Source organism: Roseovarius sp. 217, from assembly GCF_000152845.1.
GTDB lineage: Bacteria > Pseudomonadota > Alphaproteobacteria > Rhodobacterales > Rhodobacteraceae > Roseovarius.
In genome coordinates, this window is record NZ_CH902584.1 from 2,938,024 (window position 1) to 2,953,339 (window position 15,316).

11 protein-coding genes are annotated in these 15,316 nt (G+C 60.3%); 3 read left to right on the plus strand and 8 right to left on the minus strand.

Annotated elements, in window-relative coordinates; genetic code table 11:
- Window position 1 precedes the first annotated feature (1 nt).
- Window positions 2-4,006 carry a baseplate multidomain protein megatron gene (locus tag ROS217_RS13995; protein WP_009818426.1) on the plus strand — a complete coding sequence of 1,335 codons (4,005 nt, stop codon included), beginning with the start codon at window positions 2-4 and terminating at the stop codon, window positions 4,004-4,006.
- 72 nt (window positions 4,007-4,078) lie between these two features.
- Here ROS217_RS13995 and ROS217_RS24120 read toward each other — a convergent pair whose 3' ends face one another.
- From ROS217_RS24120 to ROS217_RS14010, 4 genes are all read right to left on the minus strand, one after another.
- Window positions 4,079-4,246, minus strand: coding sequence for an adenylosuccinate lyase (locus ROS217_RS24120; protein WP_157046604.1), 168 nt, complete (start codon window positions 4,244-4,246; stop codon window positions 4,079-4,081).
- Between the two features lie 34 nt (window positions 4,247-4,280).
- Window positions 4,281-5,588 (minus strand): adenylosuccinate lyase, encoded by a 1,308-nt coding sequence (purB, locus tag ROS217_RS14000; RefSeq protein WP_009818428.1) that lies wholly within the window; start codon window positions 5,586-5,588, stop codon window positions 4,281-4,283.
- Between the two features lie 94 nt (window positions 5,589-5,682).
- Window positions 5,683-7,458, minus strand: coding sequence for a hypothetical protein (locus ROS217_RS14005; RefSeq protein ID WP_009818429.1), 1,776 nt, complete (start codon window positions 7,456-7,458; stop codon window positions 5,683-5,685).
- 530 nt (window positions 7,459-7,988) lie between these two features.
- On the minus strand, window positions 7,989-9,761 hold the full coding sequence (locus ROS217_RS14010) for a hypothetical protein (protein WP_009818430.1): 1,773 nt from the start codon (window positions 9,759-9,761) through the stop codon (window positions 7,989-7,991).
- Window positions 9,762-10,152: 391 nt separating this feature from the next.
- On the opposite strand from ROS217_RS14010, the gene ROS217_RS14015 reads away from it, so the two are divergent.
- Window positions 10,153-10,596: a DUF6314 family protein gene (locus ROS217_RS14015; RefSeq protein WP_009818431.1), complete on the plus strand. Its 444-nt coding sequence runs from the start codon at window positions 10,153-10,155 to the stop codon at window positions 10,594-10,596.
- Window positions 10,597-10,605: 9 nt separating this feature from the next.
- Window positions 10,606-11,343: a heme-dependent oxidative N-demethylase family protein gene (locus tag ROS217_RS14020; protein WP_009818432.1), complete on the plus strand. Its 738-nt coding sequence runs from the start codon at window positions 10,606-10,608 to the stop codon at window positions 11,341-11,343.
- Window positions 11,344-11,381: 38 nt separating this feature from the next.
- Here ROS217_RS14020 and ROS217_RS14025 read toward each other — a convergent pair whose 3' ends face one another.
- The 4 genes from ROS217_RS14025 to glnA all read right to left on the minus strand — a co-directional run.
- The gene (locus ROS217_RS14025) at window positions 11,382-12,077 is read right to left on the minus strand and encodes a hypothetical protein (RefSeq protein ID WP_009818433.1); all 696 of its coding nucleotides are present in this window, start codon (window positions 12,075-12,077) and stop codon (window positions 11,382-11,384) included.
- 86 nt (window positions 12,078-12,163) lie between these two features.
- Window positions 12,164-12,949 carry a lytic murein transglycosylase gene (locus ROS217_RS14030; protein ID WP_009818434.1) on the minus strand — a complete coding sequence of 262 codons (786 nt, stop codon included), beginning with the start codon at window positions 12,947-12,949 and terminating at the stop codon, window positions 12,164-12,166.
- Between the two features lie 125 nt (window positions 12,950-13,074).
- On the minus strand, window positions 13,075-13,944 hold the full coding sequence (locus ROS217_RS14035) for a hypothetical protein (protein ID WP_254656426.1): 870 nt from the start codon (window positions 13,942-13,944) through the stop codon (window positions 13,075-13,077).
- Window positions 13,945-14,140: 196 nt separating this feature from the next.
- The coding region (gene glnA / locus ROS217_RS14040; protein ID WP_009818436.1) for a type I glutamate--ammonia ligase at window positions 14,141-15,316 on the minus strand (1,176 nt) is incomplete at its 5' end.

Below are 15,316 nucleotides of genomic sequence, written 5' to 3' on the forward strand. Positions count from 1 at the left end.
CATGGCAACCATTCTGTTATCCGCCGCAGGGGCCGCGATTGGCGGGGCGGTGGGGGGCACAGCGCTTGGCCTCTCGTCGGTGGCGATCGGGCGCTTTGCCGGGGCGGTCATTGGCCGCTCGATTGATCAGCGGTTGCTGGGACAGGGATCGGAGGTGGTCGAGACGGGGCGCGTGAACCGTCTGCGCCTGACGGGCGCGGGCGAGGGCGATGCAATTCCGCAGGTTTACGGGCGTATGCGCGTGGGCGGGCAGGTGATCTGGGCCACCGAGTTTCGCGAGACTGTGACCGTGACGCAGGGTAACGGAGGCGGTAAGGGCACGCCGCGCGCCGCCACGCCTGACACGCGGGCGATCAGCTATTCGGTGAGCCTTGCGCTGGCGCTCTGCGAGGGCGAGATCACCCGCGTGGCGCGCGTCTGGGCGGATGGGACTGAGGTCGCCCCCGCAAGCCTCAACATGCAGGTCTACAAGGGCACGCGCGGTCAATTGCCCGATCCCCGGATCGAGGCGGTGGAGGGGGCAGGCACCGTGCCTGCCTATCGCGGCACCGCCTATGTGGTGATCGAGGATCTGGACATAAGCCAATTCGGCAATCGCGTGCCGCAGTTCAGTTTCGAGGTGTGTCGTCCGTCGCAGGTGGGCAGCCCGGGCGCTGATCTTGATCCGGTGCGGGCGGTGCGGGGTGTGGCGATGCTGCCCGGCACGGGCGAATATGCGCTGGCCACGACGCCGGTCACGATGAATTTTGGCCTGGGCGCAAACGGGATTGCCAATATCAACAGCCCCTCCGGGCGCGCCGATATGACCACGTCCTTGGAGGCGTTGGTTGAGGAACTGCCGGGCTGTCGGGCCACCTCGTTGATCGTGAGCTGGTTCGGGGACGATCTGCGCTGTGGGGTTTGCCAGATCAGGCCACGGGTGGAGCAAAAGCAATTCGAGGCGTCGAACATGCCGTGGCAGGTCGCGAGCCTGAGCCGTGCGCACGCGGGCGAGGTGCCAAAGGATGCGCAGGGCCGCGAGGTCTATGGCGGCACGCCCACCGATCAGGCGGTGATCGAAGCCATTTTGGCGCTGCAACAAGCGGGGCAAGAGGTGCTCTATTACCCCTTCATCCTGATGGAGCAGATGCCGGGCAACGGCCTGCCCGATCCATGGAGCGAGGCCGAGGATCAGGCGGTTTTGCCGTGGCGTGGGCGTATCACGACCTCCAAGGCGCCGGGGCAGGCAGGCAGCCCCGATGGCATGCCAGAGGCCGAAGCGGAGGTGGTGGCATTTTTCGGCACGGCGCGGGCGGCGGATTTCACCGTGACGCCGATTGCGGCGCAGGTGGAGGAAGACCCCGGCACCGGTGCGCTGGATATCCTGAGTTTTGGCGGCGCGGTGAAGCGCAGCCCGGTGGCCTATCACGGGCCGGATGAGTGGTCCTATCGCCGCTTTATCCTGCATCAAGCGGCGCTCTGTGCCGCTGTGGGCGGGGTCGAAAGTTTCTGTATCGGGTCGGAAATGCGTAGCCTCACGCAGATCCGGGGTGAGGGGAACAGCTTTCCGGCGGTGGCGCAGTTGATTGCCTTGGCGGCTGAGGTGCGGGCCTTGCTGGGGCCGGAGGTCAAGATCAGCTATGCTGCGGATTGGTCGGAATATTTTGGCTATCAGCCGGGCGACGGCGACCGGTTCTTTCACCTCGATCCTCTGTGGGCGGATGCCAATATCGACTTTGTCGGTATCGACAACTACATGCCGCTCAGCGATTGGCGCGAGGGGGATGAGCACCTTGACGCGCGCGACTGGCCGTCGATCTATGATCTGGACTATCTGCAGGCCAACATCGAGGGGGGTGAGGGCTATGACTGGTTTTACCCCACGTCAGAGGCGCGCGCGGCGCAACGCCGGGTGCCGATCACCGATGACGCGTTCGGTGAGCCGTGGATCTGGCGGTTCAAGGATCTGCGGGGCTGGTGGGAAAACCGGCATTTCGAGCGGGTGGGAGGCCTGCGCGCGCCGGAGCCAACCGCATGGGTGCCGCAATCAAAGCCGATCCGGTTCACCGAATATGGCTGTGCGGCGGTGGACAAGGGCACCAATCAGCCCAACAAGTTCCTTGATCCTAAATCATCGGAGTCAAGCCTGCCGCGCCAGTCCACGGGGCAGCGCGATGAGCTGATCCAGTTGCAATATCTGCGGGCCATGGCGGGCTATTGGAGCGATCCTGTCCACAATCCTCTCTCGGAGGAGTTCGACGGACGGATGCTTGATATGGATCACGCCTATGTCTGGGCTTGGGATGCGCGGCCTTATCCCTATTTTCCCGGCAATCTCGACCTCTGGTCGGATGGTGCGAATTATGCGCGGGGGCATTGGATCAATGGCCGTGTGAGCGGGCGGCGGCTGGCGGATGTGATTCGCGAAGTGGCGACGCGCGCCGGTGTGCGTGACCTTGAGACAAGCCGCGCCGAGGGGTTCTTGCGGGGCTATCTGGTGGATCAGGTCAGCGAGGCGCGCGCCACGTTGCAGCCTTTGATGCTGGCCTATGGTCTCGATGCGATCGAGCGGGATGGAGTGCTGCAATTTCGGGCTCGTAACGGACGGGTGGACCATAGGATTGATCTTGATCTGGTGGTGCGTGATCCGGAATTGGGCGGCATCATAGAGGAATTGCGCGGCAATGATCTGGAACTGGCGGGCCGGGTGCGGCTGCGGTTTCTGGAGGCGGATGCCGATTATGAGGCGATATCCGAAGAGGCAATCCTGCCTGATGAGGCCACACATGCGGTGGCGGCCTCGGAAATGCCGCTGGCGTTGACGCGGGCCGAGGGACGGCAGGTGGTGGAGCGGTGGCTCTCAGAGGCGCGGGTGTCGATTGATACGCTGCGCCTGACCCTGCCGCCTTCGCAATTGGCCGCCGGGGCGGGCGATGTGATTATGCTGCCCAAGGGCGCGGGCGGTGCGCGGTTTCGCATCGACCGGGTAGAGCAGATGGGCAATGCGCAGCGCGTCGATGCGGTGCGGATCGACCCCGAGAGCTATCGGCCCATTCTGATCGAGGACAATCCGGCGCGGCTGCGCCCGTTTGTGGCACCGGGGCCGGTGACGCCGCTTTTCCTCGATCTGCCGCTCTTGACCGGCGAGGAGGTGCCGCATGCGCCGCATATCGCAATGCTGGGCAATCCATGGCCCGGAACGGCGGCGGTCTATTCCTCCGCTGAGGATGCCAATTACCGGCTCAACGCATTGATTGCCGCGCGCAGCACGGTGGGGGTGACGCAAATACCGCTCTTGCCCGCGCCCATGGGGCGGATCGACCGGGGCGATGGGCTATTCGTGCGGATGCGGTTTGGGACGCTGGAGAGCGTGGGCGATGCGGCGCTGCTGAATGGCGGCAATCTCTGCGCCATTGGCGATGGCACGCCGGGGGGATGGGAAGTTTTGCAGTTCCGCGATGCCGAATTGGTGGCGCCCGAGACCTATATTCTGCGCCACCGGCTGCGGGGGCAGTTGGGCACGGAAAGGGCGGGCGATGGCGTCTGGCCTGCGGGGTCTTTTTTTGTTCGGCTCAACGGTGTGCCGCAGCAGATCGAGTTGACCGAGGCGCAGCGCGGACAGGCGCTGCATTACCGGATCGGGCCGGGGGGACGGCCGGTGGATGATCCGAGTTTTGCACATGCTGTGATTGCCTTTGACGGGGTGGGTCTGCGCCCCTATGCGCCGGTGCATCTGCGGGTTGTCGAGGCGGGGGGGGATTTGGCCGTGACCTGGATCAGGCGGACGCGGATCGGCGGAGATCGTTGGGATACGCCTGATGTGCCGCTTGGCGAGGAGAGCGAGCGCTATCTCTTGCGGGTGACGCGGGGGGCGCAGGTCTTGCGCGAGGTCATTCTTGATCGTCCCGACTGGATCTATCCGGCAGCGGCGCGCGAGGCCGACGGGCCGGATGCGGGCAAGCAGATCGACGTGGCGCAGATGTCGGCAAGTTTCGGGATTGGCACATTCGCAACCCGCGATCTCTGAGGCGCGCGCGGCCCAGTTGAGTATTTAGAGCACGGTGAAGCAGGGGCGGGCAGTGATCCCGCCCCGTTACCATCAGCTAGAAGTTTGCGGCACGCAGCTATTGGTCGCCGCGTCCCATGCGGTGCCTGCAACGCAGGAAATCGCCTGTTTCTGTTTGTCGTAGTCACAGCCCCCGGTGGCCAAGGCGAGGCTGGGTGTGACGACAAGCGCAAGGGCGGCCAATCCGAATTTCAACTTCATCATATGTCTCCCTGTTGGACAGGCGATAAGGCTATCATGATTCCCCGAAAACCCGGGCAAAAATCGTATTCACATGCTTGGTGTGATAGCCCAAGTCGAATTTTTCATCAATTTCCGCCGGGCTGAGGGCGGCTGTGACCTCTGCATCATTCAGCAACTCGGTTTTGAAATCGCAGCCGGTTTCCCAGACCTTGAGCGCGTTGCGTTGCACGAGGCGATAGGCATCCTCGCGGCTCACGCCGGCTTGGGTCAGGGCGAGGAGGACGCGCTGCGACATCACGAGGCCGGGAAACTTGTTCATATTGGCCATCATGTTCTCAGGGTAGACCAAGAGTTTGTCGATCACATTGGTCAGCCGCGCGAGGGCGAAATCAAGGGTGATGGTGGCATCCGGACCGATCATGCGCTCGACAGAGCTGTGCGAGATGTCGCGCTCGTGCCAGAGGGCCACGTTTTCCATGGCGGGCACAACCGTCATGCGCACAAGACGGGCAAGGCCGGTGAGGTTCTCGGTCAGCACCGGGTTTTTCTTGTGCGGCATGGCGGACGAGCCTTTTTGCCCCATCGAGAAAAACTCGGCGGCTTCCAGCACTTCGGTGCGTTGCATGTGGCGGATTTCGATGGCGACATTTTCGATGCTGCTGGCGACGACGCCAAGTGCTGCAAAGAACGCCGCGTGGCGGTCGCGCGGGATCACTTGGGTGCTGATCGGCTCGGGTGTCAGGCCAAGCTGGGCGCAGACATGCTCCTCGACGCGTGGATCGACATTGGCAAATGTGCCGACGGCACCGGAAATCGCACCTGTCGCGATCTCTTCTCGGGCGGTGTGCAGGCGGCGCAGGTTGCGCTGCATCTCGGCATAGAAGCGGGCAAAGGTCAGGCCCATGGTGGTGGGCTCTGCGTGGATGCCATGGCTGCGCCCGATGCGCAGCGTGTCCTTATGCTCATAGGCGCGGCGCTTGAGCGCGGTCAACAGCCCCTCCATATCCGCGATCAGGAGATCGGCAGCGCGGGTGAGCTGGACATTGAAACAGGTGTCGAGCACATCCGAAGATGTCATGCCCTGATGCACGAAGCGGGCCTCGTCAGAGCCTACATGCTCGGCCAAATGGGTGAGAAAGGCGATGACGTCATGCTTGGTCTCGGCCTCGATCTCGTCGATGCGGGCGACGTTGAACTCCACCTCCCTGGCTTTCCAGACCGCCTGCGCATTCGCGCGCGGGATCACACCCAGATCGGCCATGGCGTCGCAGGCATGCGCCTCAATTTCGAACCAGATGCGGAATTTGGTGGCGGGTTCCCAGATGGCGACCATGTCGGGGCGGGAATAGCGGGGAATCATGCGGCGATCCTTGATCTGTCGGAAATGAGGGTTCGTCGCGCTTGTAATGCGTGCAGAGGAGGGCGGCAACCCGCGCCGCTCTGTCGTGACTGGATCAGGCCGCGAGCAACAGGATAGGCAAAAAGGCAAGCGCCAATGCGCCAAAGCCGAAGTCACCGCCGCCGCCGCTGTCATCGTCGGAAATGGCTGCTTGTTCTGGTCCTTCGCTCTGGTCTTCGGTTGCGGGCAAAGTGGGGATCAAGCTGTCATCGGCATCCGGCGACGTGCCATTGGCCTGCACGACATCCGAGGGGTTGAGGGTATTTTCAGGCGTCTCCGCGTCCATGAAATCGGGGATTTCTGTGGCGTCTTGGGTCAGGTTGGCGAATTCTGCAGTAAAGGTCGGATTGTGCATCTCGATCATCAGAATTTCATAGGGCGCGAGGTCGGCGATGAGGATACCATCCTCGATCAAGTCGTTCGGGTTCTCTTCGGTCACGACCGGCTCTGCGGTTGACAGGCTGGGGTTCTCGCCGTCGGCCACGCCCAGGCGTGTGATGGAAACATCTCCCAGATCCCGAAGGATATTCATGAAATCCACGACTTCTTGGCTCGAGTTATCACTGGTGGAGGCAATGAAAGTCACCATCCGGTCCGGCGAAAAGAAAACGTGCACATCAGCGGTTTCGCCGGAGACCTCTGTCTCGCGGCCCACGCTCTCGGCCAGCGCAAGCGGGCGGGTGCCGGGCAGTGTCTCTTGCATCATGCGGAACATTTCGCCGGGAACGCGGATATCGCCTTCGCCCTCACCATCGGCCAAGCCGGTGCGACTGTTCATCTGCAGTGGCCAGACATGGGCGGCGTCCACGCCCCCCCAAGAGAACGCTTCGAGGACGTTCAGCATCTCATGCGCTTGTTTCAGCCCGAAATCCGACTCTTCATCCTCGGAGACACTTCGTTTCAGGTTCCATTCCGTCGCGTAGATATCAAGGTCCGGCATTTCTTCGAGCCAAGTGTCCTGAATTTGCGAAAGTTCGAAATAGCGGCTGCCCGGCGTGTCGATCCCTTTGGAGTAAATATGCCCGACCACACCGTCGATTGCCTCGTGCTCGGTGGTCGTGTCGAATTCGCTCATGATGATCGCATTGGCAACTTTGGTCCAAGCGACGTTGCCGGACGAATAGATATACTCTTCGGCGGAAAGGTTCAGGCCGTGGATTTCGTTCAGCGACGCCAATTGCTCTTCGGGTGTGCCAGAAAAAGTCCGTGAGAGACTGTCAGCTCCGTAGTTCATGCCCATCTGAACGAGAACGTCGGTTTCGGAGAATCGTTCCGCTTCGGGATGGCTGGTCATCTCGTCCTTGACGATGACGGCCATATCGGCGGCAAGACGCCCGTACTCAAAGGTATTCATGCCGCCGCTGCCCCAGTATTCGTTGCCGAGCTCGATGGCTTGAATGTCAGGCGAGCCATAACGTCCGTCGAATACGTCCCGCAGAAACCCGCGCAATGCCTGCTCGTCGATTTTGGGCAGGCGATTGCCTTGGGCATCCACCTCGTCGCTCAACAAGCTACGGGTTGGCAGAACGATGGTCACCGAAATCCCTTCATCCTCGGCAAAGCCAAGGGCATCACTTATCGCCAGAAACGGCTTCTCTTCGCCGGTCAGGTTGTCGATGGCAAAGTCTCTGTCGGGATTGTTGATGTCGAAGTAATATTCCGTGAGGCTGCCACCCGGATAACGCAGATGTTCGACGCCAAGCGTGCGGACCACATCGTCAAATGTGCCCTCTGAGCCGACCCGGTCCTTGATGCCCAGAATGTTCGCACCGAAATGCGCCTGCGAAAAGGCCGTGTCGGATAAGGACCCTGCTGAAAGTGTAAATGGCATCGCAACCCCGGCATCCTAAAGACCGCAATAGGGGGGCGCCGTTCACCTTTGACGGGTGGTTCGAACCTTGGTGGCGTAGACCCCTACTTGCCAAGGAATTTCTAAGGAAAACAGAGATTTATGATACTATTCAGCCGGATAGCCAATGCTTCCGTATAGGGTGTTAACCATGTCTCAAATCTTGGTCTGGAAGTTGCAGTTTCTGACCCGGTTTCATCCTTGGACTGTGAGGCAGTAAGACTCGATCCTGGCAAATATGGATGAAAAACAATGGGCTATTTGAGATGATGCAAATTGGATAATGGTAAATTCGGCAAAGGTTCTCGCAGAGGTCTCAACGCGGCAAAGTAGCACGGGGCTCGATCAGAGGTCGGGCCCATGTTGACGCATCCGGTTTGAGGGCGGTCAGTCTGGGCGACTCGGGTGCAGGACCACTCTGCGGGCGGAGAGTCGGGCTATGTCTGACGCAAATCCTTTGGGCGGGCGCAACGCCGATGGCGTTTGCATGCGACCGTGACTTGTCCCGAGCGTCAAGCGACAAGGAGCAAAAGCGGAAGCAAGGCCAGAGCGAGTGCGCCGAACCCAAACTCAAGACCGCCTCCGTGTTCCTCGGGAGCGGGCTCTGGGTCAGCGTCCAGCGGCTCGTCCTCGGGTGGGGCCGGCAGGGTCGGGGGCAGGTCGGGATCGGGATCTTCATCCGTTCCAGCGGGAGGGCGCGCGGTGTCCCCCAAAGGTTCATCCGGGTCCGGATCAGCCCCTTGCGTGATCTCTGGAATGACCGGCAGGGTTGCGGCCAGCGCCTCCACGGGGGAGGAATAGGTCGGATTGGACATTTCGATCATCAGTATCTCGTGGGGTGCGAGATCGGCGATGAGAATTCCGTCCTCGATCAGGTCTGCCGGGTTTTCTTGGGTCACCGTGGGAGTGGCCGCCGAGTGTGTGGGAGACTCGCCCTCGGCCACCCCGAGGCGGGTTATCGTAACTTCACCCATAGTCGTGACCAGATCTGAAAAATCCACGGTCTCTTGGCTTGCTGTGTCGCTTGTGGAGGCCAGAAATGTCACCAGCCGATCCGGGGCATAGAATACATGGGCATCGGCGGTTTCGTCCTCTATCTCGGTCTCGCGCCCTTGGCTGTCGGTAAGCGTCAAGGGGCGCATGCCGGGCAATGTCTGTTCCATCAGGCGGAACATTTCGCCGGGCACGCGGATATCGCCATCGGTATTTGCGAGGCCGGTGCGGCTGTCCATCTGGAGCGGCCAGACATCGGCGGCGTCAACACTGCCCCAGGCAAATGCCTCCATCAGATTGAGCATTTCATGCGCCTGCTTGAGGCCAAATTCGGTCTCGTTCTCTTCGGACACGCTGCGCTTCAGGTTCCATTCGGAAATATAGATGTCGAGTTCCGGGAATTCTTCGCCCCAGGTGTCGGATATCTGCGACAGTTCGAAATAGCGACTGTTTGGGGCGTCGGCCCCTTTGGAATAAATATGTCCTACGACGGCGTCGATGGCGTCTTGCTCTGCGGCTGTGTCGAATTCGTTGACGATAATGGCGTTGGCCACCTTGGCCCAAGCGACATTGCCAGAGGAATAGAGATAGACATCTGGCGCAAGGGTCAGCCCGTAGGTCTCGTTCAAGGCAGCCAGTTGCTCTTGGCCCGAGCCATCAAAGCTGTCGGAGAGGCTGGCGGAGCCATAGTTCAAACCCATCTGGACGAGCACATCTGTTTCGGTGAACAGCTCTGCATTCGGGTGGGCTGTCATCTCTTCGTTGACGATGACGGCCATGTCTGCGGCCAGACGTCCGTATTCGAACGAGTTCATCTCACCGCTGCCCCAGTAGTCGCTCCCGAGTTCAATGGCCTGCAAATCCGGCGAACCGAATTTTCCGTCGAACAGATCGCGCAGAAATCCGCGGAGCGTTTCCTCGTCAATGTCCGGCAGACGGTTGCCGTGAGCGTCGACCTCGTTGCCGATAAACATACGCGTGGGAAGAACCAGTGTCATTCCAAGCCCCTGAGTCTCGGCAAAGCCAAAGATCTCGCTGATGGGCATGATCTCGACCTTTTCGCCGGTCGTGTGGCTGGTCGCGACCTGGCTGTCGGGGTCGGAGAGGCTAAAGAGGTCTTCGGTCAGACTGCCACCGGGATAACGGAGGTGATCCACCGAGAGGCGGTCGACAACATCATCAAAGGTGCCGTCCTCGCCAATGCGATCCCGAAGACCCAGAACATTCGCGCCAAAATGCGCCTCAGAATAGGTCTCGTCGGATAATGATTTCGCCTTGAGATGAAAACTCATGGTGACTTCCTCCAACTGTCAGATGTCTGCGGACGTGAGGCAGTTTCCCGGTTGCCTCGCACAATCTGCGCGGGACACGCGTCAGCCTTTTGACCCGTCAGATTTAGTCAAAACGTGAAAAATGGACTATTATCCGGGGGGATAGCCTATTCAGAGGAATAGGTCGGCCCGGCGCGAACAGACTTTTGTTCCGGTTTGGGTTGTGGATTGACATGGGCCTAAGGGTATTGGACGTGTTCACGTCAGAAATCCGCACGTGTGGCCCTCAGCCACAGATGTCTTGTCCTGTGGTTGGTTGGGTGAGTTTGCGCCTGGGGCCAGACTTGTCCCCGTCAATGCGGCCTTTACGGTCTGGCTTGCGAATCGTGCTGCGCTGTCGCAGGGGTGACATATGAGAAAATCTGTCATCCTGAACGATTTTGAAGGTGTCTGGCTGATCGAGCGGGATATCCGGCATGCGGATGGCACGACAGCGCAGTTCACGGGGCGCGCGGTCTGGCGGCCTGATGCAGCAGGGGCTCTGGCCTATCACGAGTCCGGGCAGATGCTGCTTGCCAGTGGTCTGCGTTTCGAAGGCGAGCGCCGCTATGTCTGGACCCACGACCTCTCGGTTTGGTTCGCGGATGGCCGGTTTTTTCATAGCGTGCCCGCATCGGGGGGAGACACCCGGCATTGGTGCGACCCGGATCAGTATGAGGGACATTATGATTTTACCGAATGGCCCGCGTTCAGGGTCACGTGGCACGTGCGTGGGCCGCGCAAGGATTACCGGATGGTGACGCGCTATCGCCGGTCGGATGATTTAGCGGATGCAGCCCATGGGGTGCTTGGCTAAAGTCCTGCCATGACAGAGATTCTCCAGACCCGACTGCCCTATGATCCGGAAGGGCCACATGCCTTGCCGGGGATTTCTCCGCTCGACATGGCCGATTGGCTTTTGGTTGATGAGGCCTTCTCGGGCCAAATGGCAGAACGGGCGCGTTTGCTCGCCGCCGCGCGCGCAGAGGTGCTCGCGGTCACTGAAGGGGCTGATCCTGCCGCGTCGGAGCTATTGCAGTTTGTGTTGGACTGGCTTGGTCAAAATGCTCAAGGCTACGAGATTTCTGCACAGCATGTGCGCCGCCCGGATGGCGTGGTGGTGCCGATTGATCGCCGCGACCCGATGGGCACGCTGGGGCATCTGGTGCAAGAGGATCTGTGCATCATGGAGCGGCGTGGCGATGAGCATGTGCTCACGGCGGCGGTGCTGTGCTTTCCGGCGAGTTGGCATTTGGCGGATAAGATTGGCCGTCCGTTGACGGCAATTCATGTGCCGGTCAAGGCCTATGATGAGGGGCTCGCGCGTCGGGTTCAACGGCTCTTTGACGGGGTGCAAGCCGGGCGACCGCTCTGGCGGTTTAACGCGCTGCGCTATGCCGATGCGACGTTGCATCAGCCACGGGCGCGTGTGCAGCCCAGTGCCAGTGCCGATTACCCCTATTTGCGCAGTGAGCGGCAATGCGTGTTGCGGCTTCCTGCAACGCGGGCCTGCGTGTTTTCGATTCACACCTATATTCTGTCCCGCCGCACGGTCGAGGTGTGACGGCGCAGGTACGGCGCGCGGGGGCTGCCGTTGGGTGTCTAGCTGAAGAGCGGCTGCGCCTCGCGTAGGGTGGTATACGTCAGCAGTGCCGCGCCGAGGGGGGGCACATGCAGGAAGAGAGTGAGGCCAAAGGTTATAATCGTCAGCCGCATGGGAACCGAGACACCGGGAAGGGCCAACTGAGCCTCTTCGGCCTCGGGAGGAGTGCGGTCTGGCTTCGGCCTGAGTTCTGTCTCAGGGTCTTCGCGTTTGCGCCTGACCGGAGATTTCCCCACACCATGGGCTGGACGGCGTGTGCGGGCGGCATCGCCCGCGCAGCCCGCCAGCAGCTCGAAGGTCATGTCAAGAAGGGTGCTTCCAACGGGGCGGTTGGCCGCCCCATGCAGAACCGCGTCAAACGGCAGATAGCTGCGCACCCGCTCGACCAGCCGTCGCGTCAGCATCTCATAGGCTTCGGGGTCAAGATGACCGTCGCGCTTGGTGTTGCGCGGACCGACTGCCAGCACCAGATAGCTTGGCCGGTCCTCGGTCGCGGCAGGTAGCCAGCCGAGCGCTATGCGCACGGCGTTCCGGTCGATCAGCGCGATGTCTTCGCCATCCCACGTCAAGCGGCGCAGCTGCGGCGCAAGGCGTTGGGATGCGATGTCAAATTCCTCGACAATGTCCGGAAAGGCCATTTCCGGCGGGTCGAAGAATTCCAATGCGGCAATCTGGCCGAAACTCTGTCTGCTCATTTCATGCCCCGTTCTTGAGAGGGTTCAGATGAAACCGGACATACTTGGCACGTTTACAGTGAGAGAGGGGAGAGCGCGACAGCGCGTCACCCGCCATCAATTTGCGCTGCCATGAGGGCAATCGCCTGTTGGTAGACACTTGCAGCGTTCCATTGTTGGATGACTGCGAAATTGGGTTGGCCTTCCTGATATCCCTGACCGGGTTGCCAGCCCTTTTGGCGCAGGAAATTGGCCGTGGAGGCCAGCGCGTCGGTGAGGTTGTAGAAATCAACCCGGCCATCGCCGTTGGCATCGACACCGTAGCGCAGCGCATTGCCCGGCAAAAACTGTGTGTGACCGAGTTCGCCGTGTTTCGCCCCTTTGGTCTGAGCCGTGATCGCGCCCTGATCAACGAGCTGTAGCGCGCCAAGGGCATGCGGTCGAAAAAAGTCCGAACGTCGGCAATCATAGGTCAGCGTCACGATCGCCGCGACCACGGCACTATCGCCCATAAAGCCGCCAAAACCGGTTTCCATCCCATGAATGGCAATCAGAACACCGGCTGGCACGCCATATTGCCGTTCCAGCGCGTCGTAAAAGGCGGCGTCATTCACGCGTCGTTTGCGGCCCTGTGCCACAATGGTCGGACCGCCACGCACCTGCAGGAACTTCTCAAGACTGTACTTGAAACTCTTCTGGTTGCGATCGGCCGCGATGGTACTGCTGGCATATTGTGAGCTTGCCAATGCGTCGAGACCGCGTTGCCCCACGCCTTCGGCGGCGGCTTCTCTGGCAAAGGCAGCCTTCCATGCGGAAAACCCGTCAGCGCTGTTGCCGCAAGGCGCCGCCGCTGCACCGGTCGCGGCAAGGCTCAGCCAAAGACCAAGTGCCATAGGCCGCAGTCGGCGGTTATCAGTGTTGAACATTACAAATCTCCCGTAAAACAGCTTTCGGGTAGAGTGTAACGCCCCCCACGCGCACCACAAGAGCGGCGCTGGTGGGAATTTACGCTGATGCGTCATCCCAGCAGATCCTGCACCGCTTGGAGCGCCTGTGCCGTTGCTCCATGCGCCTGCAACGTAAGAAAAAATCCGCTCAGGGCCGCTGCCTGCGAGGCCAAGCGCAGGTTCTCGCCGCGTAGCAGGTTAACGACAGCGAGGGCCGCCGCCACGGGCAACGCAAAAAGGGCCAGAGTGATCGTCATCATCCAGACTGCCAAACGCAAAGGTGCCGTGCTTTCGCGGACCCCGTCTGCCGTAGGATTGTCGGCTTCGTTATGCTCCAACGTCTCGCGGAATACGGACCGGAGCGCCCCCGTTACGTGGGCATCCGGATCGTTGTGCTGCTCAGATACAAACCGAGCGTGCAGCGCATGTTGGGTGGACTCGATATCTGGGAGTCGGGAGCGGGCGGCTTGCGCCTTTGGATACGGAATGATCTCGGCCTGTGGCGCAGCCTCTTCTTCTTCCTGCAAGGTGACCGCTTCGAGGAACTCAGCGTGGCTCAGCAGTGCCAGGGGATGAACCCATTGCACATAATCCGGGGCGAGTGTGAAATGCAGGGACCGCAGCACATGCGCCATGACCGATAGTGCCAGCTCTGCATTTGGCGGGGCTTCGGGATCAATCTGGGACAGGCTGAGTGCCAGAAAATGCTCAACCCGTTGATCAAGCCTGACAACTTTGTGGTCTGGCTTGATTTCAATTCTGAGGATGAAGTTATCGGAGTGCAGATGTGCCGTGCTGTCAGACAGCACGCGCAGCCCTGTTGTCTGCTCGTCCAACCAGTCCAAAGTCATACTGATCCGGTTTCCGATCCGGACGATGTCGAAGGTTCTCGTACCGAGAAATACTAGCCCTGCCGTAACCCTGTGAGTGGAATTGGCCATGGGATTTTCCATTGTCAACGTTGTGATTGATCCCGTTATGACAATCGAAGGAGGAGCTAGTTTGTTTCAAATGAGGATAGATTAGGGCAATTGCTCAAAAATCTTAGCATTGATGCCAATCACGCAACGGTGATCTGGGTGTGAAGAAGGGCACCCCGATTGGGGTGCCCCTGATCTTTTGCAAAGGCCTGATGGCTCAGCAGCTGTAATACATGCCGAATTCGACCGGGTGAGGCGTGTGCTCGTATTTGTGGACCTCGTCAAATTTGAGGGCAATGTATGCCTCGATCTGATCCTTGGTGAACACGTCGCCAGCCAGAAGGAAATCGTGGTCCGCCGCGAGACAATCCAGCGCTTCGCGCAGGCTACCGCAGACGGTCGGGATGTCCTTGAGCTCTTCGGCGGGCAGGTCATAGAGGTTCTTGTCCATGGCCTCGCCCGGGTCGATCTTGGACTTGATACCATCCAGACCGGCCATCAGCAGAGCCGAGAACGCCAGATAGGGGTTGGCGCTCGGGTCGGGGAAACGGGCCTCGACGCGCTTGGCCTTGGGGCTCTCTGTCCACGGAATACGCACGCAGCCCGAGCGGTTGCGGGCCGAATAGGCGCGCAGAACGGGAGCCTCGAAGCCGGGGATCAACCGCTTGTAGCTGTTGGTGCCGGGGTTGGTGAAGGCGTTCAGCGTCTTGGCATGTTTGAGAATGCCACCGATGAAATAAAGCGCCTCTTGGCTGAGGTCGGCATATTTGTCACCGGCAAAGAGCGGCTTGCCGTCTTTCCAGATCGACATATTCACATGCATGCCCGACCCGTTGTCGCCATAGATCGGCTTTGGCATGAAGGTAGCCGACTTGCCATAGGCATGTGCGACGTTGTGAATGATGTATTTGTACTTTTGGATTTCGTCGGCCTGCTTGGTCAGCGTGCCGAAAATCAGGCCCAATTCGTGCTGGCAGCTTGCAACTTCGTGGTGATGCTTGTCCACCTTCATGCCAATGCGCTTCATGGTCGAAAGCATCTCGGCGCGCAGGTCTTGGGCGTCGTCAACCGGGTTCACCGGGAAATAACCACCCTTGAGGCCGGGACGATGGCCGGTATTGCCCATCTCGTATTCGGTGTCGCTGTTCCAGGACGCGTCAACGGCGTCGACCTGATAGGAGACCTTGTTGATGGTGTTCGAGAAACGGACATCATCAAAGATGAAAAACTCTGCTTCGGGACCGAAATAGGCCACATCGCCGATGCCGGAGGATTTGAGATAGGCCTCGGCCTTTTCCGCCGTGCCGCGCGGGTCGCGGTCATAGGATTCGCCGGTATCTGGCTCAACCACTGAACAATGAATGCAAAGAGTCTTTTCCGCGTAGAACGGATC

Bases quoted from the DNA above. Each gene is read 5' to 3' on its own strand.
- ROS217_RS14015 (WP_009818431.1), top strand. From the start codon at position 10,153: ATGAGAAAATCTGTCATCCTGAACGATTTTGAAGGTGTCTGGCTGATC.
- ROS217_RS14030 (WP_009818434.1), bottom strand. From the start codon at position 12,949: ATGGCACTTGGTCTTTGGCTGAGCCTTGCCGCGACCGGTGCAGCGGCG.
- ROS217_RS14025 (WP_009818433.1), bottom strand. From the start codon at position 12,077: ATGAGCAGACAGAGTTTCGGCCAGATTGCCGCATTGGAATTCTTCGAC.
- ROS217_RS13995 (WP_009818426.1), top strand. From the start codon at position 2: ATGGCAACCATTCTGTTATCCGCCGCAGGGGCCGCGATTGGCGGGGCG.
- ROS217_RS14035 (WP_254656426.1), bottom strand. From the start codon at position 13,944: ATGGCCAATTCCACTCACAGGGTTACGGCAGGGCTAGTATTTCTCGGT.
- ROS217_RS14010 (WP_009818430.1), bottom strand. From the start codon at position 9,761: ATGAGTTTTCATCTCAAGGCGAAATCATTATCCGACGAGACCTATTCT.
- ROS217_RS14005 (WP_009818429.1), bottom strand. From the start codon at position 7,458: ATGCCATTTACACTTTCAGCAGGGTCCTTATCCGACACGGCCTTTTCG.
- ROS217_RS24120 (WP_157046604.1), bottom strand. From the start codon at position 4,246: ATGAAGTTGAAATTCGGATTGGCCGCCCTTGCGCTTGTCGTCACACCC.
- ROS217_RS14020 (WP_009818432.1), top strand. From the start codon at position 10,606: ATGACAGAGATTCTCCAGACCCGACTGCCCTATGATCCGGAAGGGCCA.
- purB (WP_009818428.1), bottom strand. From the start codon at position 5,588: ATGATTCCCCGCTATTCCCGCCCCGACATGGTCGCCATCTGGGAACCC.